24 protein-coding genes and 1 pseudogene are annotated in these 25,653 nt (G+C 60.2%); 9 read left to right on the forward strand and 16 right to left on the reverse strand.

Features of this window, described 5'->3' with window-relative positions; genetic code table 11:
- Window positions 1-3: 3 nt before the first annotated feature.
- Entirely contained in the window at window positions 4-477 is a 474-nt protein-coding gene (gene greB, locus JFT85_RS07665; protein ID WP_053255136.1) for a transcription elongation factor GreB, read from the reverse strand.
- Window positions 478-602: 125 nt separating this feature from the next.
- Window positions 603-1,601, reverse strand: a complete 999-nt coding sequence (locus JFT85_RS07670) for a hypothetical protein (protein WP_201229596.1) — start codon at window positions 1,599-1,601, stop codon at window positions 603-605.
- A gap of 239 nt (window positions 1,602-1,840) precedes the next feature.
- Between JFT85_RS07670 and JFT85_RS07675 the strand changes: the two genes are divergently transcribed.
- The 3 genes from JFT85_RS07675 to JFT85_RS07685 are packed head-to-tail and all read left to right on the forward strand — an operon-like array spanning window position 1,841 to window position 5,247.
- On the forward strand, window positions 1,841-2,767 hold the full coding sequence (locus JFT85_RS07675; RefSeq protein WP_053255357.1) for an ABC transporter ATP-binding protein: 927 nt from the start codon (window positions 1,841-1,843) through the stop codon (window positions 2,765-2,767).
- Window positions 2,764-3,489, forward strand: a complete 726-nt coding sequence (locus JFT85_RS07680) for an ABC transporter permease (RefSeq protein WP_053255134.1) — start codon at window positions 2,764-2,766, stop codon at window positions 3,487-3,489. Before JFT85_RS07675 ends, JFT85_RS07680 begins: the two co-directional genes overlap by 4 nt.
- A gap of 15 nt (window positions 3,490-3,504) precedes the next feature.
- Entirely contained in the window at window positions 3,505-5,247 is a 1,743-nt protein-coding gene (locus JFT85_RS07685) for a Gldg family protein (protein WP_201229602.1), read from the forward strand.
- A 4-nt stretch (window positions 5,248-5,251) separates the two neighbouring features.
- Here JFT85_RS07685 and JFT85_RS07690 read toward each other — a convergent pair whose 3' ends face one another.
- The 3 genes from JFT85_RS07690 to JFT85_RS07700 all read right to left on the reverse strand — a co-directional run bounded on the left by JFT85_RS07690 (window position 5,252) and on the right by JFT85_RS07700 (window position 7,778).
- Window positions 5,252-5,560 carry a class I SAM-dependent methyltransferase gene (locus JFT85_RS07690; RefSeq protein ID WP_201229604.1) on the reverse strand — a complete coding sequence of 103 codons (309 nt, stop codon included), beginning with the start codon at window positions 5,558-5,560 and terminating at the stop codon, window positions 5,252-5,254.
- A 259-nt stretch (window positions 5,561-5,819) separates the two neighbouring features.
- Complete coding sequence (locus tag JFT85_RS07695; protein WP_053255131.1) at window positions 5,820-6,254, reverse strand: DoxX family protein; 435 nt, start codon at window positions 6,252-6,254, stop codon at window positions 5,820-5,822.
- Window positions 6,255-6,356: 102 nt separating this feature from the next.
- Window positions 6,357-7,778 (reverse strand): transglycosylase SLT domain-containing protein, encoded by a 1,422-nt coding sequence (locus JFT85_RS07700; protein WP_201229612.1) that lies wholly within the window; start codon window positions 7,776-7,778, stop codon window positions 6,357-6,359.
- A 236-nt stretch (window positions 7,779-8,014) separates the two neighbouring features.
- On the opposite strand from JFT85_RS07700, the gene JFT85_RS07705 reads away from it, so the two are divergent.
- From JFT85_RS07705 to JFT85_RS07715, 3 genes and pseudogenes are all read left to right on the forward strand, one after another.
- The gene (locus JFT85_RS07705; RefSeq protein ID WP_053255129.1) at window positions 8,015-8,821 is read left to right on the forward strand and encodes a TatD family hydrolase; all 807 of its coding nucleotides are present in this window, start codon (window positions 8,015-8,017) and stop codon (window positions 8,819-8,821) included.
- Between the two features lie 96 nt (window positions 8,822-8,917).
- Window positions 8,918-10,399 carry a methyl-accepting chemotaxis protein gene (locus JFT85_RS07710; RefSeq protein WP_073636955.1) on the forward strand — a complete coding sequence of 494 codons (1,482 nt, stop codon included), beginning with the start codon at window positions 8,918-8,920 and terminating at the stop codon, window positions 10,397-10,399.
- Between the two features lie 108 nt (window positions 10,400-10,507).
- Window positions 10,508-10,756, forward strand: a pseudogene (locus tag JFT85_RS07715) (terminase); the annotation flags it as partial.
- A gap of 6 nt (window positions 10,757-10,762) precedes the next feature.
- Here the strand turns inward: JFT85_RS07715 and JFT85_RS07720 are convergent.
- The 3 genes from JFT85_RS07720 to JFT85_RS07730 form a co-directional block, all read right to left on the reverse strand.
- Window positions 10,763-11,560: an acyl-CoA thioesterase gene (locus tag JFT85_RS07720; RefSeq protein ID WP_201229616.1), complete on the reverse strand. Its 798-nt coding sequence runs from the start codon at window positions 11,558-11,560 to the stop codon at window positions 10,763-10,765.
- A gap of 90 nt (window positions 11,561-11,650) precedes the next feature.
- Window positions 11,651-12,412, reverse strand: coding sequence for a CHAD domain-containing protein (locus JFT85_RS07725; RefSeq protein ID WP_201229618.1), 762 nt, complete (start codon window positions 12,410-12,412; stop codon window positions 11,651-11,653).
- Window positions 12,413-12,456: 44 nt separating this feature from the next.
- Window positions 12,457-12,735 (reverse strand): hypothetical protein, encoded by a 279-nt coding sequence (locus JFT85_RS07730; RefSeq protein WP_010176194.1) that lies wholly within the window; start codon window positions 12,733-12,735, stop codon window positions 12,457-12,459.
- Between the two features lie 217 nt (window positions 12,736-12,952).
- On the opposite strand from JFT85_RS07730, the gene JFT85_RS07735 reads away from it, so the two are divergent.
- Entirely contained in the window at window positions 12,953-13,990 is a 1,038-nt protein-coding gene (locus JFT85_RS07735) for a patatin-like phospholipase family protein (RefSeq protein WP_053255125.1), read from the forward strand.
- A 130-nt stretch (window positions 13,991-14,120) separates the two neighbouring features.
- Here the strand turns inward: JFT85_RS07735 and JFT85_RS07740 are convergent, their stop codons facing one another.
- From JFT85_RS07740 to kdpF, 6 genes are all read right to left on the reverse strand, one after another.
- On the reverse strand, window positions 14,121-14,810 hold the full coding sequence (locus tag JFT85_RS07740; RefSeq protein ID WP_053255124.1) for a response regulator: 690 nt from the start codon (window positions 14,808-14,810) through the stop codon (window positions 14,121-14,123).
- Between the two features lie 37 nt (window positions 14,811-14,847).
- Window positions 14,848-17,499, reverse strand: a complete 2,652-nt coding sequence (locus tag JFT85_RS07745) for a sensor histidine kinase (protein WP_073636962.1) — start codon at window positions 17,497-17,499, stop codon at window positions 14,848-14,850.
- A gap of 74 nt (window positions 17,500-17,573) precedes the next feature.
- A complete protein-coding gene (gene kdpC, locus JFT85_RS07750) occupies window positions 17,574-18,119 on the reverse strand; it encodes a potassium-transporting ATPase subunit KdpC (RefSeq protein ID WP_073636964.1) in 546 nt (181 codons plus the stop codon).
- Between the two features lie 64 nt (window positions 18,120-18,183).
- Window positions 18,184-20,241: a potassium-transporting ATPase subunit KdpB gene (gene kdpB / locus JFT85_RS07755; protein ID WP_371850832.1), complete on the reverse strand. Its 2,058-nt coding sequence runs from the start codon at window positions 20,239-20,241 to the stop codon at window positions 18,184-18,186.
- 12 nt (window positions 20,242-20,253) lie between these two features.
- On the reverse strand, window positions 20,254-21,948 hold the full coding sequence (gene kdpA, locus JFT85_RS07760) for a potassium-transporting ATPase subunit KdpA (protein WP_053255120.1): 1,695 nt from the start codon (window positions 21,946-21,948) through the stop codon (window positions 20,254-20,256).
- 9 nt (window positions 21,949-21,957) lie between these two features.
- Window positions 21,958-22,047, reverse strand: a complete 90-nt coding sequence (gene kdpF / locus JFT85_RS07765) for a K(+)-transporting ATPase subunit F (RefSeq protein WP_003218754.1) — start codon at window positions 22,045-22,047, stop codon at window positions 21,958-21,960.
- A gap of 393 nt (window positions 22,048-22,440) precedes the next feature.
- Between kdpF and eat the strand changes: the two genes are divergently transcribed.
- Both eat and JFT85_RS07775 read left to right on the forward strand, forming a co-directional pair.
- Complete coding sequence (eat, locus tag JFT85_RS07770) at window positions 22,441-23,805, forward strand: ethanolamine permease (protein ID WP_053255119.1); 1,365 nt, start codon at window positions 22,441-22,443, stop codon at window positions 23,803-23,805.
- A gap of 111 nt (window positions 23,806-23,916) precedes the next feature.
- Complete coding sequence (locus JFT85_RS07775) at window positions 23,917-24,084, forward strand: DUF2897 family protein (protein WP_064502997.1); 168 nt, start codon at window positions 23,917-23,919, stop codon at window positions 24,082-24,084.
- Window positions 24,085-24,092: 8 nt separating this feature from the next.
- On the opposite strand, the gene JFT85_RS07780 is transcribed toward JFT85_RS07775, so the two are convergent.
- Both JFT85_RS07780 and JFT85_RS07785 read right to left on the reverse strand, forming a co-directional pair.
- Window positions 24,093-24,941, reverse strand: a complete 849-nt coding sequence (locus JFT85_RS07780) for an urea carboxylase-associated family protein (protein WP_053255118.1) — start codon at window positions 24,939-24,941, stop codon at window positions 24,093-24,095.
- A gap of 15 nt (window positions 24,942-24,956) precedes the next feature.
- Entirely contained in the window at window positions 24,957-25,601 is a 645-nt protein-coding gene (locus tag JFT85_RS07785; RefSeq protein WP_053255117.1) for a GntR family transcriptional regulator, read from the reverse strand.
- Window positions 25,602-25,653 lie beyond the last annotated feature (52 nt).

Genomic DNA, 25,653 nt, shown 5'->3' on the forward strand with positions numbered 1-25,653 from the left:
CGTCTACTTCACATACTCGATAGCGGTGATCCACCAGCACACCTCACCATTGGGTGTCTGCACGATAGCCTCATCGTCGACCGCCTTACGCAACAGCGCCCGAGCCATCGGTGAGTCGATTGAGATGTAATCCATGCGCTCATAAATTTCGTCATAGCCGACGATTCGAAAACGCTTGGTCTCGCCCTGCTCATTTTCGATGTCCACCCAAGCGCCGAAGAACACCTTGCCTTCCTGCTCAGGCATGTACTCCACCACCCGCATGTCTTCCAGACGCTTGCGCAAGTAGCGCACGCGCCGATCAATCTCACGCAGCAGTTTCTTGTTGTATTGGTAATCCGCGTTCTCGCTGCGATCTCCGAGGGAAGCCGCCCAGGTCACCTTGCGGGTGGTATCCGGGCGCTTTTCTCGCCACAGGTAATCGAGCTCTTTTTTCAGCGCTTCATGACCTTCTTTGGTAATCAGCTTGGTACTCAAACGCTTGCATCCCCAGACAATGTCCAATGGTGCCGATACGCCACAGCATCATGCCTTGGCGTCGGCCGGCTGGGGTTGATAATAAATGAACCCTGAAAAGTAGCCAGACCAGAGAACCCGTCAATTCAACCCTGGCCGTCCAACGCGTGGTCCAGCTCAAGCAGCACACCCTGCAGACGCTCACGTATTCCCGACACGTGCGCCAGCGCGAGCGTCAACTGCTCAGCCTTAAGGTCAACCGCCAATGTCTGGTTCTGCAACTGCGTGGTGTGCTGCTCCAACGCAACGCCCTTTTCATCCAGCGCGACCTGCTCTTGCTCCAGTCGAGCCTGCCACTGCTCAAGTATTTCCTCACGTTCGATAACAGCAAGCTTCTGCTGTGCCAGTTCCTGGGCGACCTTGGCGAGACTGGTCAGCGTAGTGTCCACCTCAACCATAGATGCATGTTCCATCTTGGCAGGAAGTTTATGCGGTACAGGTTCCAGGGGCTCACGCTGAGCCGGCGGTGCACTCGGCTCGGCCGGTGCCTGCGTTATTGGAACGGGAGAGTCCTGGAGTTGCGGCACGACAGGCTCGCTGACAGGCTGTTCGGTAGCCTTGGGTGGGTTCGTGGTTCGGGGCGGCGACACCATCTGCGACGAGAAGCGAATGGACGGCACGATCAATGAAGCACTTTCAATCGCCGGCAACACGGGCGCAGACATGCCCAGGGTAATGACCTTCATGACCAAGGCCTTCTTGATGATCATTGAATGATGATCCTCAGGCCTGGCAGGCGGCAACTTGCAACCTTTCAAATCAATAAAATGAAACGGGGTCGAAGATTCGACCGCCGCACCCGTCTTAGTGCCGGAGGCTGCCGCCATCATCAGGATTTGCTTGAAGACTTGCATGGCAACTTGCAGGTCTTCCTTGGACTCCACACCGCCCAGGAAATACCGATCAAGTTTCTTGCGTAACGCCGCAATATAGACTCTCGAGTTACCTGGTTCGACCTCTTCATCCAGGCTATAGACAAGAAAGTTGGCGTCGGTCTGCGCGACGGCAAACCCGCAGAGCAGTGCGCCGTTGACCGGTGCATCCTGGCCGCTGCGTTCAAGAACAAGGGTACGTAGAAGCATCATGCTATTCAGGCCTCATTGCGAAAGAATAAACCTTATATAAACACCAGATAAACATCCGGCCATTAATAAGCTCGAAACAGCGCAATTGTTTCAGCAAGTTATCCAATCTGACGTAGGACTTATCTGATAAACATGTCCCCACGTTCCCAAGTCCAATGTTTAAACGTAACCTTCTTGGCGTTCAACCGTTTATGACGGGTACCTATTCATACGCCTCGCAAAACTTATTCGGTAAACAAATGCTCGAGATAAGCAGCCTGACAAAGCACCTGGGCAAAAGAAAAGTTATCACCCACCTCTCGTTTTGCGCCGAACGCCAGGAATGCATAGGCCTGTTTGGGGAGCATGGCGCAGGCAAAACTACGCTGTTGAATCTGATAGCAGGCGTAACTAAACCCTCCGCCGGGCATATCACCGTCCAAGGGTTCGACACCCAATCTCATCCACTTCAGGCCCAAAAAGCCCTGGGCTATCAACTCCAGAGCGGCCTCAGCCATTCGACCATGTCCGTCAAAGGCATGCTCAATTTCATCGCTGACGTGCGAGGTTTCAGCGGCGCTGAAAAACGCAGCCGGGTCGATCGTGTCGCCATGCGCCTGGAATTATCCCGGCTGCTCAACGCGCCACTCGATACGCTTTCCATTGGCTTGAAGCGCAAAGTAGCCATCGCCCAAGCAATCCTGCATACACCGGGCCTGCTTTTGCTGGATGAACCGAACGAGGGGCTGGCACCGGATCAACTGCTCAAGTTCAAGACACTGATCCAGTCCCTGGCCGAAGAAATGACGGTCATCATCGCCTCCCGTCATTGCGATGACCTTTCCACTCTGTGCGCGCGCGCGCTGGTTATCGCAGACGGTCAGTTGGTGGCTGATACCCCGCTGCCCGATTTGCAGCGCAACTCCCGACATCACCAAGCCGTCACGCTCGCCGCGCAAACCCCTCTGGATTTGCTGGCCCTTGCCGTATTACCCGGCGTCGCCGGCATAGAAGAGGACCGGCATGCGCCGGGCACCGTGACTGTTCTGGCCATGCCGGGGCACAGCATCTACCCCCATATAAACGCACTGATCGCCAGCCGCAGTTGGAACATCACGTCACTGAGTCTGGAACCAGGGCGCCTGAATGACGTTGTCCACCGTCTTAGCCACGAGGTATCCCTTTGAAGCTGCTGCCCGTTATTTTCAAGCGTCAACTTGCCAGTTACGCCTGCACGCCAAGCACCTACCTGAGTGTCGCCGCCTTTCTGGTGCTGGGTGCAGCGCTCGGGTTGTATACGACACCGTGGATGGAACGGGACAGTGGCGACTTGCACGTATTTTTCCAGTTGCATCCCTGGCTTTATCTGCTGTTGATTCCCACGTTATCGACACACCTGTGGGCGGATGAACACTGCGCAGGCTTGCGCGACATGATGAAAACACTGCCCGTGACTTCAGCAGAACGCGTGATGGGAAAATTTCTGGCCGCGTGGGTCGTGTGTGGTATCGCGTTGATGCTCACGTTTCCGGTGGTGATCCTCGCCAACTGTCTCGGCAATGCCGATAACCTTGTTATCGGTTCACAATTTCTGACCAGTTGGTTGCTGGCTGGCAGCTACCTGTCTGTCGGTTGTTTTATTTGTACACTCGCGCGCCACCGCCTGGTTATTTTCCTGGTGACATTGGGTTTATTGCTGACAGCCAGCGGACTTTCTTCTGTCTTGGATGCACTCGAACATCAGGCGCCCATCTGGGTAATCGACAGTTTGATCGCACTTGATCCAATCGCACGTTTCGAGACTATCGACAATGGCAAACTGACCCTTCACGACAGTTTGTACTTCATCAGCATGATCCTTGCCTTTCTATCGGCAAGCACGGTCACACTCAACTACAAAACCAGTTGAGAAGGGAAGCAACCTATGCGATCCGCTCTTAGTACGGGCATGACACTGTTGGTCATACTGCTACTGTTCCTAGCCTTTAATCTGTCCTGGGTCAACAACCTGCCTGAGGTACGCTGGGACTTTTCACAACAAAAAAAACACACGTTATCGCCCGCAGCGCGAAACTTACTCGCGACACTCGAACACCCGTTGGACTTGTATTACTTCAATTCGAGCCATGATCCAAAAAGAAGCCACGCACTAAAACGCTACGGTGAACGGGTGGAAGACTTGCTCAATGAGTTCGAGAAAGCATCAAAGGGCATGATTAACCTGCATGTTATTGATCCGGCACCTTATTCAGAAGATGCCTACAAAGCCGGACTGTTCGGCCTTGACGACAAGCAGGGTTTTCTGGGCCTCATCGGCACTCGCGCAGGCCAGAACCCACAACGAATCGATGTATTCAGCCGCGATGACGAGCCACTGCTTGAATATGAAATCAGCCACCTGATCTACAAACTGATGCACCCCGACCCGCCCACCATTGGTGTGCTAACGGGGCTGGCGCTGAATGAGTCTGCCGGGCGTGCGATGGCGCAGATGCATCAACATTTCAACCTGGTGAGCCTGGCATCAAACACCTCCAAGGTGCCTGAATCGATCGGCACGCTGATGGTCGTGCATCCGCGCGCATTGCCCGAACACGCGCTGTATGCGATTGAGCAGTTCGTATTGAGGGGCGGCAAACTGATGATCTTCATTGATCCCGTGAGCGCGTCGGATGCGAACACGCCAGCGGTGGATTCCCGGCTCGACGGGCTGCTTGCCGCGTGGGGCATACAGATGCCGACCGACAAACTACTGGTCGACCACGTCTATGCCCTATCGTCTTCACTCAGCCCTGACGCGCCGGCATTACGTCACGCGGCCAGGTTGAACCTGCCACGACAAGCGATGACAGCCAGCGATGTGAGCACCTGGAAACTGAGCACTGTTGTGGTATCCAGCAGCGGCGCCCTGTCGCGCGTGAGGAAAGGCCGTACGACGCTGACGCCGCTGCTGCAAAGCTCCAGGCAGTCCGCGTTGATGGACACGGACCGGGTCGCAGCGGCGCCTGCATCCGACTCACTCATTGACGGGACGACTCCCGGCCAACGCCAGGTGATAGCAGCCCGCATCGAGGGCCCGGCCTATTCCGCATTTCCAGAGGGTCTCGGCGGACAGTCTCCCGGTTTGCAAAAGGCCGCAAACATCCAAGTGGTGGTGGTCGCCGACACGGATTTGCTGATGGATTCGGTGATCAATTCGGCGCCTAACACCAACGTACTGTTTGTCTTGAATACCCTGGACAACCTGGCTGCCCCGAACATTCTCGCGAACATTCAACCCCGTGTGATGGCGGGCGATGCCCCGACGGCACTGGAACAGATGCGCGAGGCCGCCGCACAGGCCTATACGCAAAAAGCCGGGGAACTGCAAAAACGGCTTGAGCAAACCGAACAGGAGTGGCAACGGTTAAACCCGCCGAGCATAGAATTCGGCACTCAAGCGGTGGACACCAATACCCAGTTGCAAGCGCTCAATAAGGAACGCCTGCGGCTGCCCATGGAGTTGCAAGCACTCAAGGTCGAGGCTTACGCATCGGTGCATCGCATGGAACGAAACCTGAAACTGCTGATGATTTGTGCGGTGCCGCTGCCGTTATGCCTGATTGCCTGGGCAGTTTTTGTCTACCACCGACGGCGGCGATCAGTCGTTGCTACAGCCTGCCACTGACGCCTTAACGACGCGCAATCAAGCCTTGGCGGGCAATGCGCGTCAGTTCACGAATCACCTCATCGGCATCGCCGGCACTCGGCGCCTGGATAACGGCAAGATCAAAGCTGTTGCTGGCAAAACGGCCCAGGGAATCGCCCTCTTCCACAAACTGGATCAGGAAGGCCGAAGGCCGCCCGCTACGACGCGGCCAACCGTCCAGGTAACGCAGCAATGTCGGCTGGTGCTTGCCGCCCAGCAGGATTCTCGGATTACGTTGAGTCAGGCCCGCAGTGATCGGGGCCAGGCGTATGAGGGGGCGTAGTGCATTCATCGTGTCGTGTCTCTGCCTCAAAAGTCTGCGGGCAGGTGAGAGGCAACACCGAACCAGCGCTTTAGCGGTATTTCGAATACTGACGCTGAATAAGCGCAGGCTTCTGTCGGGCTGCAATGAGTCCCAGTGGCGCCCCGCAATTAGCTGTTTAAATCGGCGCATGAGCAGCATCCTAGAGAAGCCGATGGGGCGGTGTCAAGAATCCCGAGCAACGAAAAAACCCGCGCATGGCGGGCTTTTTCAAGGTGCTGCGTGAGTATCAGTTGGCAATGGCGCGGTCGACTGACAGCTTACCAGCGCCTTCCAGCAAGACCGCCAGCGCGCCGCCGAGCAAGGCCAACGCAAACTCATAACCGTTGTTGGCCATGAACAGCCCGTTGTGGATGTGCACCGAGAAAATAGCCACCAGCGACAGGAAGGTCAGGCCCAACGCGGCTGGGCGCACCAGCAAACCAATGATCAATGCCAGCCCGGCGAAGAACTCCGTACCGCCTGACAGCACCGCCATCAAGGTACCCGGTGTCAGGCCGAGGCTTTCCATGTACTGCGCAGTACCCGCCAGGCCGTAGCCACCAAACCAGCCAAAAAGTTTTTGCGAGCCGTGTGCCGCGAAAATGATACCGACGAAAATTCGCAGAATGGTCAGGCCGTAACCGGCACGGGTGGACAGGACGCGGTTGATCAGTGGGCTCATCGAGATAATCCTTTTCAAAGTAGGGTGGGTTGGCCGCTATATTAATCGGATTAAGCAATGATAAAAGCCGAAAAAATGCCTAATACTTATCTATAAAACCGATTATTTTCGCGAGGCGATCTTCGGTGCCGACGGCTCCAGGGACCCGCGCTCCCGATCAAACGCCAAGTAGTACTTGTTCACGCTATTAACATAGCTGACGCCACCCATTCCCACCTGCTCCATGGCAATACGTTCGACCTGGAAGAACCACTGATTGGGGTTCAACCCTCGGCGGCGCGCCTCCGCACGCATACCTTGCACACGCTCTGGCCCCATGTTGTAAGCCGCCAGCACAAAGGCCATGCGTTCACGCTCGTTGAGTTTTGGGCTGGCAAAGAATTTGCGGCGAATCATCGCCAGGTAACGCGCGCCAGCCTGCACGTTGCTGTCGAGGCTCTCGATATTGTTGACGCCCACGCGCTGCGCCGCCGACGGCGTGATCTGCATCAGGCCGGTAGGTCCGCCACTGTTGCGCGCGTCAGGGTCAAAGGCCGACTCCTTGAACGCCAGTGCCGCCAGGTTCAACCAGTCCATACCCTGCTCACGGGCGTGTTTTTGCAGGACCGGGCGCAGCTTTTCCAAACGCTGGCGATCGGCGCGCGCCAGGGGGTTACGCACTTGATAGAGGCGTCGGTAGATACGCTGAAACGCCACGTCCTGGTCGGAAGGCGTGCGATAAGACTTGAGGAACCGATCAATGCTGGCCCGCAGCATCGAGGCATCCTGGCGCACGAACCAGTACTCATCGCCCGGCTCGCTGATTGCCACCTGCCGATCAAAGCGCAACTTGGGCAGGATTTTCGACCAACGCTCGGCAATCGGTTTCTCGACAATGGTGAGGTGGAAGATCCCGGCCTGGACCATCTCCAAAACATCCTCCACGGCCAATGTCGGGTCGACCCATTCCACCTTGACCGGCGGCTGCTTGTGCAGGGCCAGTTTCTGGTTGACCTGGTTGATCGCGTCCGCCGCCGCACTGCCGGTGGTCAGCGCCAGGGTGCGCCCGGACAGTTGCTCCAGCTTGGTAAACCGCCGCTCGCCCTTCACGCCCACCAGCCACAACGGCACACCCGTGGCAATCGGGTCGCTGCTGCTGATTTTGTGCACGGCCTTCACATCGAGCAATTCACCCGGCGCGACCAGGTCGCCTTCGCCACGGGCCAGCGCGCCGAGCAGTTGGTCCTTGGCCTTGGGAATAATCTTCAGGTTGATTTCTTCACCGTCACGGGCGTGACCGTTCAGGTATTGCTCAAAGGCCCGCAGGCGATGGTATTCGACACCGATGGCCTGGCCCTGGACTTCACCGGAACTGTTGCGGCTCTGGTTGACCAACACACGCAGGGTGCGGCTGGAGCGAATTTGCGCCAGATCACGAACCTTGCCAGGCTTGGTCACTTCCAGCGGGCCGTCCAGACGTGCGACCGCCGCCATGGGCAGCAGTAACGTCAGGCACAACACAAGCAACGCCGAGGGTCGGATCATCCGCTCTCCGGAAAGAATACTGGCCAGCGCCGTCGCGAAAGGCGAAGGGCTGGAGGTCAGAAACAGAGCGCTTTATGCGCTGGCAAGGCACGCAACGGCGGCAAGGTAGAGGGCGAGTGACCCACCACAATGTCGCTTACGACGTTCAAAGACAGCTATAACTCGTTGTAGTTCTTAGTTTTTCTTATAAATCTACAGCTCTGATATGCTTTCCGGCCGCAGGCGGAGATAGCACCATGCAACTCATTGATATCGGCGTCAACCTGACCAACCCCAGTTTCGACGAGAGGCACCAGGCCGTTCTCGACCGCGCCTATGCCGCCGGGGTGGAACAATTGGTGCTCACCGGCACCAGTGTGGATGGCAGCGAACAGGCCCTGGAGCTGTGCGTAAAACTTGATGAAAGCGGCCAACGCCTGTTCAGCACCGCCGGCATCCACCCGCACTCGGCCAGTGACTGGAACGGCGACAGTGCTCAGCGCCTGCGCGGTCTGCTCAGCGAAAGCCGGGTACGTGCAGTGGGTGAATGCGGGCTGGATTTCAACCGGGATTTCTCGCCGCGCCCTCAGCAGGAAAAAGTCCTCGAAGAACACTTGGCGCTGGCCGTCGAGCTGAAGTTGCCGGTGTTTCTTCACGAGCGTGACGCCAACCAGCGCCTGCTGGAAATTCTCAAGGGTTACCGCGACCACCTGACGGCTGCCGTGGTGCATTGCTTTACCGGCGAACAACACGCGTTGTTCAGCTACCTCGACCTCGATTTGCACATCGGCATCACCGGCTGGATCTGCGACGAGCGCCGTGGGACTCACCTGCATCCGCTGGTCAGGGAAATTCCCCGCGGCCGTCTGATGCTGGAAAGCGATGCGCCCTACCTGCTGCCGCGCACACTGCGCCCCAAGCCAAAAAATGGCCGCAACGAACCCGCCTACTTGCCCGAAGTGCTGCGTGAAGTCGCCCTGCACCGCAACGAAACCATCGAAGACCTGGCCGAACACAGCAGCGCATGCTCGCGCGCATTTTTTGGCTTGCCCCACATCGCCTGATGCGGCGCATTGACCCATGTCAAAACCGATTTCCTGAGTAGCGGCACAATAATGGCACCTTGCCAATACTGTTTCCGCTATCAGAGAAAACCTTCCATGGGTGCCTGGCTTAGCAATATCTCGCTGAAATACAAATTCTGGGCGGTCAACGCGGTCGCTTTCATCACCACCTTGCTGCTGGTGCTGTACGCCGTGCAGCTCGAACAACAGGCACGCAGCGACGCGTCCCAAGCCTCGGCCCAGGCGCAGGCCCGATTGCTCGGCACCTGGCCGGCCGACAAGGCGCTGCCTGAAGGCGAGCATTGGTTGACGTTTGCCCGTGGCCAAACCCCGCAGTTGGCCGATCAGGACCTGTCAGCCCTGAGCACAGCCCGTGGCTGGGTCGCACTGAATCATCTGCCCTTGTTCGGGAACAACCCGCTGATCGGCGCTGACGTCATTGCGCGCGCCGATGGGCGACAGGTCGCCGTGCTGGCCTACGGGCAGAGCCTGAGCCAGGTATTCACCGAACGCTTCGCCAACTACGCCGTGGCGGTGCTGATCCTGATGCTGGCGATGCTTGGCGCCTCGCAGTTGCTGATCCGCTTCCTGCTCAGCCAACTCAATACCCTCAAGGACGTGATGCTGCACGTCGAGAAGACCGGCGATTTGTCGGCCCGCGTGCCGCTGGCCTGCAAAGACGAAGTCGGCCAAATGGCCAGTGCGTTCAACGCCATGCAAGCCGGCTACCAGCGAGTGGTCAACACCGTGGCGCGCACTGCGCGGCAGCTCGATGAAGGCGCCGCGCGCCTGGCCAGCAGCATGAACGAGGTGCAACACGGCATGCTCGGCCAGCAAAGCGAAACCGACCAGGCCGCCACCGCCATCAACGAAATGACCGCCACCGTCCACCATATCGCCCAACACGCCGGCGCCACCCGCGACCTGTCACAGACCGCCGATACCCTGGCGGGCAGCGGCCGGGAAGTGGTCGACCGGGTCCAGCGCTCGATTGCCGGGTTGTCCACCGGCGTGCAACAGACCGCCGAAATGATCCAGCAACTCGCCGAAGACAGCCAGAAAATCAACGGTGTCGTCAGTGTGATCCATAGCATCGCCGAACAGACCAACCTGCTCGCCCTCAACGCCGCCATCGAAGCCGCCCGGGCCGGGGAAATGGGCCGTGGTTTTGCCGTGGTCGCCGACGAAGTGCGCAACCTGGCCAAACGCGTGCAAACCTCCACAGACGAAATCACCCGCATGGTGTCAGCCCTGCAATCGGGCACCCGCGACGCCGTGGACTTCATGCAGGAAAGCTCACTCAAGGCCGACGACTGTGTGCAACAGGCCCAGGAAGCCGGCGCGGCGCTCGCCGAAATCACCGGTGCCGTGGCGCAGATGCGCGAAAGTAACACGCAGATTGCCGTCGCCGCCGAACAGCAGAGCCATGTTGCCGAAGAGATGAACCGCGCAGTGGTGAGCATTCGTGATGTGACCGAGAACACCGTGCAGCAGACCGTGGGCTCGGCCACCACCAGCAATGAACTGGCGACGCTGGCCGGGGAGTTGAGCAAGGCGATCGGGCAGTTGAAGTTGTAGCCAGACAAGGCTGGCTATGGCCCCCATAGCGAGGCTTGATTCGCCGCCCCACCCGCCTGCGACCTACACTTTGTCCATGTTGTTTCAACGGACAGAGGATTAATCATCATGGGCAAACGTCATCCTAACTTCCCCGCGTGGCAATGGCGCAATCAGCCACACAGCCTTCAGCACCCGACCAACCTGGGGCTGCAGTTGATTGCCGTACCGCTGCTGATCACCGGTTTTCTGTCGATGGCATCCGGTGTATTCAGCCTCAGCCTGGCCAGTTTTGCCGTCGGCGCCATCGGTGTGTTGGCAGGCGTTGCGCTGCAACGCCACGGGCGCACGCTGGAAGCTCAGGGTAGCCAGCGGTTCTGAGGCTCAGGCGAAGACCACCACGGTCTGGCGGCTGATGGCGATCAACTCGCCGGTCGGGCTCCAGAGTGCGGCGGCGGCATGGCCATAGCCGTCGCGGGCATGCTCGATGTTGACGCAGTACTGGCACCAGTCGAGGGTGCTCAGGTCATGTAGCGGCTGGATAAATTCGATGGTCCAGGTCAGCGTGCTGCCGGGCGCCGGGGCGGACAGGTGTGGCAGCAAGGCCGGTGGCCAGGCATCGACCAGGGCGAGGATGTGCGACTCGGTGAGGGGCTCTTCCTTCACGTCCCCGCGCAAACGCACCCAGCCGCCCATGACGCGCGATTTATTACCGGTAAACGGCAGTCCGCCGACACTCCAGCGCATTGCCAGGTGCCGCATGAATTCGGGGGTGACACCCTTGATGTAAGGCAACTCCTGGCACTCATCCCAATGTTTGAACACCGGTGGGGCCTCGCTTGCCACATCAATCTGCGACTCGCGTGCCGCGCCAAAGCTGGCCTGCACCAGGGTTGCAACCTCGCCATTTTGCACCACACGGCCGAGCAGTTGACTCACAGCCTTGCCTTCGCGCAGGACCTCAACCTGATAACTGGCAGGCATCTGCGGGGCGACCGGACCGACGAAGGTCACAGCCAGTGAGCGTAAGGGCCGGTCTGCCGGTACTTGAGCGCGCAGCGCTTCGTATTGCAAGGCGGCGACCAGGCCACCAAAGGTCGCGCGACCCTGGGCCCATTCGGCGGGAATAGTGACGTCCAGCGGGGTACTACGGGCAGCGTCGAGCAAATCACTAAAACGCATGGCGACCTCACCTCAAGAAAACCGATCAAGGGATCTTAACCATCAGGTCAGCCACGTACAGCGCGCATTCCGGCCAAAAACCGGACCGCGTTAAAAACAATCGGCGCCAAGCTTGTCCAGCACCCGATCCGCCTGCCCTTCAGCCTCGGCCATGGTGCGATGCCAGATTGCAACACACGGCTGCAAGTCGGGTTGATGTTCGGCTTGGGCCAACCACTGCCAGCAATCGTGCCAATCACCCAGGGCGCCCTGCGCTTGCTTGAGGCGCGACATCGCTTTGGCCGGGAGTTTGTCCAGCGCGGGGTAGGCCTCGGCCGCGTAGCGTACGCGCTTGATCAGCAAGCGCAGGCGATGACGGTCATGGTTTGGGTCTTTCAGGGCTTTATCGAGGGCGTGCCATTGCTTGCCCAGCCGCTTTTCGATGCTCGGGCGCAGGCCTTTGAGCAGCTTCTGGTGCTGGGAGGCGCGGATAAAACGTGGGAAGGCATCAAGGATCAGCAGCAGGTGCGCCAGTTCCGGGCTTTGCGCGACGTGGCGGTAGGCATCGGGTTGCAGGCGCAGGCGTCGGTCGGCAGCGTCGTGATGACCGTGCTGGTGAAGATACGCCGCCAGGACCTCTCGGTCGCGCAGCGGCGTGGTCATTTGGCCGACCGTGCCGGCGGCCAATTCAAGCTGTTCGACACCCGGCAGGCCACGTAAAGGCCGCAGCAAACTGCGCAGGCGCCGCACGGTGGTGCGCAGGTCGTGCAAGGCTTCATCGTCGGTGACGGCGGCGAGGCGAGCCTGGCAGCTCAGTAACCCTACCTCCAGGCCAATGACCTGAGCGACTAACTGATCAACCAAAGCTGACATCCCTTCCTCCCTAAACCATTAAGACCCTGCTTGCCGCTTACGGGTTAACGCCCGGCGCGCGACTCACGGATATAGAACCGCGCTTTCTCGGCCTTGTTGGAGCACCCTTCAAACGCTTCGAATTGCTGTTGGGTCTTGGCGCCCGTCAACAACGACAACGCCTTAGAGTAGCTGACAGTCCCGGCAAACCCTTCGGCCTTGGCCAAATCCAACTCATGCCACGCCGCGTCCAATTGCGTGCCACAACTGTCGCGGTACGCGGTTTTCCCGGCACAACCGGCCAGGGCCAACACGATCACAGGCACACACATCCAGGCTTTCATCAATGACACCTCAAATTTAAGAAAAACAGTCGTACGGTGTAGACGTTGGCGACAAGGAAAAGTGCCTTGTACGGGAGCCTGAAACCGAAAGTCACAATAGCCAGAGCATACCCGAGCGCCACGACTATTCCGGAAAATTATTGCGTGTGTCGACGAGGATTGAAGCACTGACCTTGATGGGTGCATTGTGGGCACCTGTTTTGCGAAGGATCAGGTCATGAAGAAACGTGTTGCCTTGGTGCTGGGCTCCGGCGGAGCCCGGGGTTACGCCCATATTGGCGTGATCGAGGAAATCGAACGGCGCGGCTACGACATCGCCTGTATCGCCGGTTGCTCGATGGGCGCAGTGGTAGGCGGGATCTATGCCGCCGGCAAGCTCGATGAATACCGAAACTGGATCGAAAGCCTCGACTACCTGGACGTGCTGCGCCTGGTGGACGTGAGTTTTCGCCTGGGTGCGATCCGCGGCGAGAAAGTCTTCGGGCAAATCCGCAAGATTGTCGGCGAGATCAATATCGAAGAGCTGCGCATTCCCTACACCGCCGTTGCCACTGACCTGACCAACCAACAGGAAATCTGGTTCCAGGAAGGCTGCCTGCACCAGGCCATGCGCGCTTCGGCGGCGATTCCCAGCCTGTTCACACCGGTCATGCAGGGCAACCGCATGCTGGTCGACGGTGGCCTGCTCAACCCGCTGCCGATTGTGCCGGTGGTGTCCAGCCATTGCGACTTGATCATCGCGGTCAACCTCAACGCCACCAACCAAAAACACTACCAACTGCCGGTGATCCAGCGCCCGCCGGCGTTCAAGAGCCGCTTCAACAGCTTGGCCAAATCATTGGGCTCACACCTGCCGTTTCGCCGCAAACAAGCCGAGCAGTTAATGAAGCTGGAGCAGGAGGCATTGCAGGCCCAGACCGCAGAAATCAACCCCTGGCTGGAGTCGGCCGAGCCCGAATCCCAACAACCCGCCGCCGCGCCGGAAAAAGCCGGGGCACCCAAATCGGCGACCGGCTCGTTCATCATCGACAACGTTGGCCCGGCGTCGCTGCTGGACCTGATCAACCAGAGCTTCGAGGTGATGCAAACATCACTGGCGCAGTACAAGATTGCCGGTTACCCGCCGGATGTGCTGATCAACGTGCCGAAGCGCGTGTGCCGGTTTTTCGAGTTCTACAAGGCGCCGGAGTTGATCGCCTTGGGCCGGGAAATCGCCAGGGATACGCTGGACAAGTATGAGAGTGAGCAGGGTTGACTGGCGGCGTGGCTGATGGCGTCATCGCGAGCAAGCCCGCTCCCCCATTTGTGCGCATTCCAAAGGTGGAACTCGATCGAATGTGGGAGCGGGCTGGCTCGCGAAGGGGCCAGTTCAGGCGCCGCTCAACTCAGGCATTTAACAACCGATACCCCACACCCGCCTCGGTCACAATAAACCGCGGCTGAGTCGGGTCGTCCGCGAGCTTCTGGCGCAAGTGGCCGACGACGATGCGCAGATAGTGGCTGTCTTCGGTGTGAGTCGGCCCCCAGATATCCTTGAGCAGTTGCTGCTGGGTAATCACCCGCCCAGGGTGCCGCGCCAATTGCGCCAGCACCGCATACTCCTTGCGGGTCAGCGCGACTTCGACGCCGTCCAGCAACACGCGGCGATAGGCCAGGTCCACCGTCAACGGGCCGAAACTCAAGGCGGCTTCCTGGGCTTCTCCCGCCGGTGCCTGACGCAGCAATGCGCGCACGCGGGCGAGAAACTCCTGGATCCCGAAGGGTTTAGTCACGTAGTCATTGGCGCCGCTATCGAGGGCTTCGACTTTCTGCACTTCACTGGCGCGCACCGACAGCACCAACACCGGCACCGTCGACCACTCGCGAAACTCGCGCAACACTTGCTGGCCGTCCATGTCGGGCAAGCCAAGGTCGAGCACCAGCAAATCCGGTTTGCTCAATGCCGCTTGGGCCAGGCCTTCGTTGCCGGTGCCGGCCTCGATCACCTTGTAGCCCTGGGAGGCCAGGCTGATCCGCAAGAATTTGCGGATCTGCGGTTCGTCATCAATGACTAAAATCGTCGCGGTCTGGCTCATGGTGTCCAATCAAAATCCGTGGAGAAAAGAGGGTAGCTCAAGGCTCGCGTTCCAGGCCAGGCTGTGTCGGCAATGGCAGGAACAAAGTGATGCAGGTGCCCCGCCCTTCAATGCCCTCGGCGACGCTGATACGGCCACCGTGGGCGCCGACCATGCCCTGGCAGATCGCCAGGCCCAGGCCGGTGCCCTGCCCGCCACGATCACCGCGGGCGGCGGTGTAGAACATATCGAAAATCTTCGCGCGCTCGTCTTCGGGAATGCCGGGGCCCTCATCGGCCACCGCAAAAAACAGCTGGTTGTCCGCCACACCAGCAGTCACCTCCAAATGTCCCTGGGGCGGAGAGAAACGCGCGGCGTTTTCCAGCACATTGACCAGCGCTTGCTCGATCAACGCGGCGTGCACGTACAGCAACGGCAACTCCGCCGGCACGTCGGTTTTCACCTGCAACGGCGCCAGCACCGCGCGTAAACGGCCCAGTGCACTGCCGACGATATCACCGGGCGCGACCCAATCACGCGCCAGCTTGAGTGCGCCGTGGCCCAGGCGCGTCATGTCCAACAGGTTCTGGATATAGCGGTCCAGGCGCTCGGCTTCATCGCGAGTGCCTTCGAGCAATTCGCGGCGATCTTCCAGGGGAATGGCCTCCCCGAGGGCCAACAGGCTGTCAATGCTGCCACGCATGGACGTCAACGGTGTGCGCAAATCGTGGGACACCGACGCCAGCAAGGCGCTGCGCAGTTGCTCGGTCTCGCCGTGCAGGCGCGCGGACTCCAGCTCCTGTGCCAATTGCGCACGTGCCAAGGCCTGAGCCAACGGTTGGCTCAGTGCCGTCAGCAGGCGACGGCGTTGGCCGCTCAATTCCAGGCCCGGCTTGGGGCTCACACCGAGCAGGCCCAAGGGCCCCTCCTCACCCGACAGCGGCCACCACCACCAGCGCCCAAACGGCAACGTGCCGGTGCCCATGCCGGCCGGTTGATCATGCTGCCAGGCCCAGTCGGCGGCGGCGCGTTCGGACTCCGTGAGATTCAACGGCGAACCCGTCTCGACCTTCCAGCCGCCCTGGCCGTCGCGATTGACCAGGCACAGGTCCAGATCGCTCCAGCCTTCCAAATGATGGGCCGCCGCACTGATTACCGCCTGGCGGTCGGTGGCGGCGGTGAGTTTGCGCGACAGGTCGAGCAGCTCGCTGGTTTCTTCCTGAGTATCCCGCAAGGCCTGTAGCTGCCGACGCTGGCGCGCGGCCAGGTTGCCGGTCAACGCGGCCATCAGCAGGAAAAACAGCAGGGTCAACACGTCCTCTTCACGCTGGATAGCGAAGGAGAAACTCGGCGGGATAAACAGAAAGTCATAGGTCAGGAACGACAGCGCCGCGCACACCAGCGACGGCCCGAGGCTGCTGCGCACACCGACCAGCAATACCGCCGCGAGAAACACCAGGGAGATATTCGGCAACGGCAACACGCTGGCGACGGCCCAGGCCAACGCCGCCGCCACCACGGTCGCGACTACCGCCAGGCCGTAGTCGAACCACACCAACCCACGCACATCCGGCAGGCGTGGGGGCGCGGGCATGTCATCGCTGTCGAGGACGTTGATTTCCAAGCCACGCGCATTGCGCAGCAGGCGCGCCGCCAGCCCGCCGCCGAACAAACGACGCCGCCAGCGCATACGCGACTGCCCGACCAATAGCAGGCTGGCGCGGCGTTCGGCAGCATGTTGAATCAGTGTCTTCGCCACCTCCCCCGCCCGCAGCAGCACCACTTCCCCGCCAAGCCGCTCGGCGAGTTGCTGCGCGTTTTGCAACCGCAGGCGCGATTGCTCATCCCGCGCACGGCCGTTATCGATATGCACCAGGCTCCACGGCAAATGCCGACGCTGGGCGACACGGCTGGCGTGGCGCACCAGGCGCTCGGCCTGCGCATCGCCATCGATCCCGACCAGCAAGCGGCCACGGACCGCCGGCGCGGCCTGGCCGAGTTGCCGATAACCCTGGGCCAAATCGTCATCGACGTGGGCGGCGGCGGTCTGCATGGCCAACTCGCGCAAGGCCATGAGGTTGGTCTGGGTGAAAAACGCATCAATGGCCGCGCGAGCCTGTTCCGGTACATACACCTTGCCGTCGCGCAGGCGTTCAAGCAGCTCGCGCGATGGCAGGTCGATCAGCAACAGTTCGTCAGCTTCTTGCAGCACCCAGTCCGGCAGGGTTTCGCGCACTTGCACGCCGGTGATGCCGCGCACCTGGTCATTGAGGCTCTCCAGGTGCTGGACGTTGACCGTGGTGAACACGTTGATGCCGGCGGCGAGCAGCTCCTGAATGTCTTGCCAACGTTTTTCATGGCGGCTGCCGGGAGCGTTGCTGTGGGCCAGTTCGTCGACCAGCACCAGTTTGGGCTTGGCCGCGAGCAGGCCGTCGAGGTCCATTTCTTCGAGCATCACGCCGCGGTATTCACTGCGCAGCAACGGTTGTTGCGGCAGGCCGCTGAGCAACGCTTCGGTCTCGGCACGGCCATGGGTTTCAACCACCCCGGCGACCAGGCGCACGCCCTGGCGCAGTTGGGTGTGCGCGGCCTGAAGCATGGCGTAGGTCTTGCCCACACCCGGCGCGGCGCCGAGAAAGACTTTGAGCCGGCCACGGCCGTCCCGTGGCAGGTCGGCTAACAGGGCATCGGCGCGGCCGGAGTCGCTCATGCTTGGGTTCCTTCAGGTATTCAAGTCACTGAACATCCAGTGTGGGAGCGGGCGTGCTCGCTCCCACACGGAATTCAGAGTTTTTCCAGCGCCATGTTCAGCGCCAATACGTTGACCACCGGCGGCCCTACCAGCGGGCTTTCGATGTGCTCATCGAGCAAGCGTTGCAGGGTCGCCACCGGCACATTCCGCGCAGCTGCCACACGCGCCAGTTGATAGGCAATCGCCGCGGGTGGCAAGTGTGGATCAAGACCGCTGCCGGAGGTAGTCAGTGAGGCAAGAGGCACCGGCCCCTGCCCTGCCACCAACTGTTTGTTGGCATCATCAAAGATGCGCGTTGCCAATGCCGGGTTGCTTGGGCCGAGGTTACTCGCGCTGCTGGAAACCGTCGCGAACGCGCCCGCCGATGGGCGCGGATGGAACCAGCCGTCACCGGTAAAGTCCTGGGCAATCAGGCTTGAGCCGCGCACTTTGCCGTCGGCATCACGCACCAGGCTGCCGTTGGCCTGAGCAGGAAAGGCGACTTGCGCGACACCGGTCACGACCAGTGGGTAAGCGACGCCGGTGATCAGGGTCATGAGTACCAGCAGGCTCAGGGCCGGGCGGATCATGGTGGACATTTCAAATTCCTCACGTGAGTCATTGCAACCTGTGGGCGCCAGCCTGGCCCCCACAGGAATCGGGTCAAACCAGGTGCAGCGCCGTCAGCAGCATGTCGATCGCCTTGATGCCCACGAATGGCACCAGGATCCCGCCCAGCCCGTAGATCAGAAGGTTGCGACGCAGCAACGCCGCCGCACTCGCTGCCTGTACGCGCACACCGCGCAACGCCAGGGGAATCAGCACCACGATGATCAGGGCGTTGAACACGATGGCCGAGAGAATCGCGCTCTGCGGGCTCTGCAAGTGCATCACGTTGAGCACGCCCAGTTGCGGGTAGATCGAGGCGAACAGCGCCGGCAGGATCGCGAAGTATTTGGCCACGTCGTTGGCGATGGAAAAGGTCGTCAACGCGCCGCGCGTCACCAGCAACTCTTTGCCGATCTGCACCACATCCAGCAATTTGGTCGGGTCGCTGTCGAGGTCAACCATGTTCGCCGCTTCACGCGCCGCCTGGGTGCCATCGTTCATTGCCATGCCGACGTCCGCCTGGGCCAGTGCCGGGGCATCGTTGGCACCGTCGCCGCACATGGCGACCAGGCGACCGTCATTTTGCTCATGACGAATGCGTGCGAGTTTTTTCTCCGGGGTGGCTTCAGCCAGCACGTCATCCACGCCGGCTTCAGCGGCAATCGCGGCAGCGGTCAACGGGTTGTCGCCCGTCACCATCACGGTACGGATCCCGAGTTTGCGCAGCTCGGCAAAACGTTCGCGGATGCCGGGTTTGACCACGTCTTTGAGATGGATCGCACCGAGCAATTTGCCATCGGCGCACACCAGCAACGGCGTACCGCCGCTCTGGGCGATCTTGTCGATTTCCCGTGACAGCGCCGGTTGCAGGTCGCGACGTGGCTGGCCGATAAATGCCAGCAGCGAATCGACGGCGCCTTTACGGTACACCCGGCCCTGATAGTCGACACCGGACAGGCGCGTTTCAGCACTGAACGGCACAGAGGTCAGTTGATCCAGTGTCGGCTCGGCCTGAGGGTGCAAGGCACGCAGGTATTCGACGATGGATTTACCTTCTGCCGTGTCATCCGCCAGGGAGGCCAGCAACGCACCTTCGGCCAACTCACGGCCACTGACGCCGGGCGCAGCGATTACTGCGGCACAGCGACGGTTACCGAAGGTGATGGTGCCGGTCTTGTCCAACAGCAACACATGCACGTCACCTGCCGCTTCCACGGCACGTCCGGACTTGGCGATCACGTTGAGGCGCACCAGGCGGTCCATACCGGCAATACCGATGGCTGATAACAGGCCGCCGATGGTGGTAGGAATCAGCGTCACCAGCAGTGCGACCAGGAACACCAGCGGCAGGTTGCCATTGGCGAAGTGGGCGAACGGCTGCAGCGTGACCACCACCAGCAGGAAGATCAACGTCAGGCCGATCAGCAGGATATCCAGCGCGACTTCGTTAGGGGTCTTCTGGCGCTTGGCGCCTTCCACCAGGGCGATCATGCGGTCCAGTGTGGACTCGCCCGGGTTGACGGTGATGCGCACCAGCAGCCAGTCCGACACCAGGCGTGTATTGCCGGTGACGGCCGAACGGTCACCGCCGGACTCGCGGATCACCGGGGCGGATTCGCCGGTAATTGCCGCTTCGTTGACTGCGGCGATACCTTCGATGACCTCGCCATCACCGGGGATCATTTCCCCGGCGGCAACGCGTACCACGTCGCCTTTACGCAGGCTGGTGGCCGGTACGACCTTGAAGCTGCCGTCGGCTTCCTTGCGGCGCGCACTGAGGCCTTCGCTGCCGGCTTTAAGGCTGTCGGCGCGGGCTTTGCCGCGGCCTTCGGCCAGGGCTTCGGCGAAGTTGGCGAACAGCACGGTGAACCACAACCACACGGCGATTTGCACGGCGACGAAGGTCGGCACCGCGGTGTCAGGCACGAAGCACAGCACGGTGGTCAGCATGGCGGTCAATTCGACCACCAGCATCACTGGCGAGCGTTGCAGTTGGCGTGGGTCGAGCTTGACGAAAGCCTGGACCAGCGCCGGGCGCCACAGGGCTGACATGGCGGTTTTTGGCGACTCCTGAGTGTTCACGGGAGCGGCATTTTTTGCAGGCATATTCATTTTCATATCCCCTTAGAAGCCCATGCTCAGATGTTCAGCAATTGGGCCCAGTGCCAGCGTCGGCAGGAAGGTCAGGCCGCCCACCAGCAAAATGGTCACGGTCAACAGGGTCACGAACAGCGGGCCGTGGGTCGGGAAGCTGTTCTGGCCAATCGGCGCGGTCTTCTTCATCGCCAGGCTGCCGGCCAGGGCCAGTACCGGGAGGATGTAGCCGAAGCGGCCGATCAACATCCCCAGACCCATCATCAGGTTGTGGAACGTGGTGTTGGCACTGAAGCCGCCGAACGCCGAGCCGTTGTTGGCACTCGCCGAGGTGTAGGCATACAACAATTGACTGAAACCGTGCGGGCCAGGGTTACTGATAGCCCCCGCCGGACCCGGCAGGCTGGCGGCGATGGCGCCCAGTACCAGGGTGCCGATCGGCATCACCAGCAAGGTCACCACCAACAACTGCACTTCCTTGGCCTGGAGCTTCTTGCCGAGGTATTCCGGGGTGCGGCCAATCATCAGGCCGGCGAGGAACACGGCGATCAACACGTTGAGCAGCATGCCGTACATACCGGCACCGACGCCGCCGAAGATCACTTCGCCGACCATCATGTTAACCAGCGCCACCATCCCGCTCAGCGGGTTGAGGCTGTCGTGCATGCCGTTGACCGAACCATTGGACGCCGCCGTGGTGGTGACCGACCACAACACCGTGGCGGTGGTGCCGAAGCGCACTTCTTTACCTTCCAGCGGCGCGGTTTGTTCCACAGCGGGATTGTTCAGGGTCGGATTCGGCTGGTATTCGGCCCACAGCGAGGTCGCGCCGCCGATCAGGAACAGGGCCAGCATGCAACCGAGAATCGCCCGGCTCTGGCGCAGGTCTTTCACGTAGTGGCCGAAGGTGAACACCAGTGCCACCGGGATCAGGATGATCGCCGACAACTCGAACAGGTTGGCCCAGGCAGTCGGGTTCTCAAACGGGTGTGCCGAGTTGACACCGAAGAAGCCGCCACCGTTGGTGCCCAACTGCTTGATCGCAATCTGGCTGGCCGCAGGGCCCAGCGGGATCACCTGGTCAACGCCTTGCAGGGTCACGGCGTTCACATAGTGAGCGAAGGTTTGCGGGACGCCCTGCCAGACCAGGAACAGCGCGAACACCAGGCACATCGGCAGCAGGCCGTAGAGGGTGGCGCGGGTCATGTCGACCCAGAAGTTGCCCAACGTCTTGGTGGATTTGCGACCGATCCCACGGCACAGGGCGACAAGGACCGCCAGACCGGTGGCCGCGCTGACGAAGTTCTGCACGGTGAGGCCGACCATCTGGCTGAGGTAGCTCAGCGAGGCTTCACCGCTGTAGTTCTGCCAGTTGGTGTTGGTCATGAAACTGACCGCCGTATTGAAGGCCAATGTCCATTCCTGACCCGGCAATTTCTGCGGGTTCAGGGGGAGCACGTCCTGGAACAGCAAGATCGCGAATAGCAACACAAAGCCAGCCAGGTTGAACGCCAGCAACGCCAGCGTGTATTTCTGCCAGCTCTGTTCCTGATGCTCGTCCACGCCCGACAGGCGATAGCACACCCGCTCGACAGGGCCGAGAACCGGCGACAGCCAGGTGCGCTGGCCCTCCATCACCTTGTAGTAGAACCGCCCCAGGAACGGTGCCGGCACCAGTACCACGGCAAAGAAGGCGATGATCAGCCAATAGTCATAACTGTGCATAGCCTGCTCCTAGTTCCGATCCGCGCGTAACAGCGCAACCAGCAGATAAATGAACAGTGCCACGGCCAATAGCAGTGACACCCCGTCCAGAACGCTCATGGAAGTCTCTCCGTTTTGCGGCGATTGCCGCGTGTGGGTCAATTGTCGGCAGGAGTGGCGTAAAGGAACGAGAGCGAGGGTACGGTCAGGCCGTAAAGACGGCGTAAAGAGTGGGTTTATGCGCGGTTTACACGGGCGTGTTTTGACGGTTGCGGCCTCATCGCAGGCAAGCCCGGCGCCCACAGTTGACCACAACCCCAAGTGGGAGCCGGGCTTGCCCGCGATGGCGGCAGTTCAACCACCACCGCCCTTAACTGGTGCAATGACAGAAATTTTCAAACGCCAAACGATCTCCTCGGCGACAGTTCGGCGTCTTTACGACACCGCATTGCACAATGGCATGGCCGCTGCAACACCCTGAATCATTCCAAACCGTTCAGGGAGCGCTACACGATGAACACACAACTCAAACCCACCTTGGGCACCTTGCATTTGTGGGGTATTGCGGTCGGGCTGGTGATTTCCGGCGAATACTTTGGCTGGAGCTACGGCTGGGGCGTGGCCGGTACGCTGGGCTTTCTGGTGACGTCGTTGATGGTCGCCGCCATGTACACCTGCTTTATATTCAGCTTTACCGAACTGACTACCGCGATTCCTCATGCGGGTGGCCCGTTTGCCTACAGCCGTCGCGCGTTTGGTGAGAAAGGTGGCTTGATCGCCGGGCTAGCGACATTGATCGAATTTGTCTTCGCACCGCCCGCCATTGCCTTGGCTATCGGCGCCTACTTGAATGTGCAGTTTCCGGCACTCGACCCAAAACATGCAGCGGTCGGGGCTTACCTCGTGTTCATGGGCCTGAACATTCTCGGGGTGAAACTCGCGGCGACTTTCGAACTGGTGGTATGCGTGCTCGCGGTCGCGGAATTGTTGGTGTTTATGGGGGTGGTCGCGCCGGCGTTCAGCTTCAGCAACTTCGCCCTCAATGGCTGGGCCGGTTCTGACACCTTTGGTGCTCCAGCGATTGCCGGGATGTTTGCAGCCATTCCTTTCGCCATCTGGTTCTTCCTCGCCATCGAAGGCGCGGCCATGGCTGCCGAGGAAGCGAAAGATCCCAAGCGCACCATTCCCAAGGCCTACATCAGCGGCATTCTGACCCTGGTAATCCTGGCCATGGGCGTAATGTTCTTCGCCGGCGGCGTGGGCGACTGGCGCACCCTGTCGAACATCAACGACCCGTTGCCGCAAGCCATGAAATCCGTGGTGGGTGACAGCTCCGGCTGGCTGCATATGCTGGTGTGGATCGGCCTGTTCGGCCTGGTCGCCAGCTTCCACGGCATCATCCTCGGTTATTCGCGCCAGTTCTTTGCCCTGGCCCGTGCCGGTTACCTGCCGTCTTTCCTTGCCAAATTGTCGCGTTTTCAAACGCCGCACCGCGCAATCATTGCCGGTGGCGTGGTCGGTATCGCCGCCATCTACAGCGACGGCCTCATCAACCTGGGCGGTATGACGCTGACGGCAGCGATGATTACCATGGCCGTGTTCGGTGCCATTGTGATGTACATCATGAGCATGCTCAGCCTGTTCAAGCTGCGTAAGACTGAACCGCTGCTGGAACGCACGTTTCGCGCACCGGGTTATCCGATCGTGCCGGGCATCGCGCTGGTGCTGGCGATGGTGTGCCTGGTGGCCATGGCGTGGTTCAACGCACTGATCGGACTGATCTTTTTAGGCTTTATGGCCGTAGGGTTCATCTACTTCCAGCTGACCGCACAAGACCGCGCCGATGCACCGGCGGATGCAATGCTGACAGGGCTCTAAGGTTAACGGGACGGAACAGGCCTACAATGAACTACTAAGAAAGCCTGTTACTCAAAGCAGTTATTACCGTGGGAAAATTCTCCCACGGTAGTCCGTCTCAAGGAGAGCCTTATGCCGTGGTATGCGTGGTTGATTTTAGTGGTAGCGATCGGATCGATCGTCGGTGGGCTGCTGATGCTGCGTGACAGCGCCAACAAGGTGGAACTCACTGACGAACAACGCAAACGCGTAGCCGATCGCAACGCGCAGGCGGATGCCAAGGATGCGCAAGATCGCTGAATCCTGAGCTACTCCCAGTCCGCCTTGGCAATCTGCAACCCGTGCTGGCCTTTATAGGCCGCACGTTCGGGCTGGCGCCAGCCCTTGAGCAGCTCATCCTCCAAACGATAAACCTCAACACCCAATGGACGACACACCGTCAGCGGGTCTTGCGCGTCCGGCCCCCACATCGGCAACGACAGATCGCCGCCAGGGCACGTCGACAGCGCACACAACAAATCGATCTCGGCAAAAAACTCCAGGTAATCGCCCTTCTGCGCCGGGCAGGCTTTCATGAAGTACATGTCGTCATGATTGAGGCCAGTGCACTGGAAAATATTCAGCACGTCGTGCACGTCGAACTCCGTCAGGCCGTGGGGCAACACAGCTCGAGTCAAGTTGGAGTGGCAATGGTGATGGAAATCTTCGCCGGTCAGCATACGGTTCACATACGGATCACAGCGCGTACCGAGCAAATCGTGCAGGCGCCCACCATGTTCATCAATGCCATAGCCCGCCAGGCTGTCATCGGTGATGGTCACCAAGGGCCGCAGAAAAGGCAGGTTCGACCACAACCGGTCATGGGTACTGACATGAGCACCTTGCAACTGCCGCGTGCGCGCTGCCCATAACCGTTCGCGCGGGTCATTGGCGTTCCACACATTGAAGTCGCCTACCTGCGGGCCCACCGGGGTGGTGACACGGAACACGTGCCCGGCCGGCACCTTCCACGCCCTCCCCGTGCGAATCGGCACCTCAAACTGCTCGACCAGCGTACGTTTATCCGCCTGTTCGCGAATACGTTCGTAGAACGCTGTGTCCACTTGCAGCGCCGAACCTTTGCTGACCTGATAAGCGGCCGGATAGTCTTTGTACATGATGCGGTTCCTCAATCAGGGTTGGGTAAACAGGGCCAATGACAGTCGTTCCGAATCCTCCAGGTACACGCTCATCGCTGTGCCTGCCGCCGGTTTATCGCCTTGGACCAATAACGCGTAAATCTCTCGGTCTCGCTCCAGCCAGGGTGACTGGAAGCGTTGCTCATCGGGAGCAGCGCAAAACGCCAGGCGCAGCTGGGCAATGACCTGGGCGAAAAACTCATCGAACAATGGGCTGCGCATCAGCGCGACAATCTGCTGGTGGAACACCAGGCTGTGAGTCGCCACCGCGCGCCAGTCTTCACGTTCCCGGGCCAGCGTGGTGGCCTCGATGGCGCTTTGCATACGCTCGGCCTGGTCGTGCGTCAGCGCGCGGCTGTGGGCGATGGCCTGTAATTCCAGGGTGCGACGTACGACGAACAGGTCACGCACTTCATCGCGCTCCAGCCGCCGAACCATCACCCCTTTATTGCGTACATAGCGGGTGAGGCCCTCCTGCCCCAAACGGTGCAGCGCTTCGCGGATCGTATTGCGCGAAGCGTTATAAGCCTTGACCAGATCTACCTCGACCAGCGCCATTCCAGGCAACAGGCGTCCACCCATAATGTCAGCACGCAATTCGAGCGCAATCTGATCGGCTAAAGACAAACTAAGCGCCATGACCACCTCAAGATTGTTGAACAATCACTGAACCAAATGTAATCACTTTTCA

It is taken from the genome of Pseudomonas sp. TH04 (genome assembly GCF_016651355.1).
Lineage (GTDB): Bacteria > Pseudomonadota > Gammaproteobacteria > Pseudomonadales > Pseudomonadaceae > Aquipseudomonas > Aquipseudomonas fluorescens.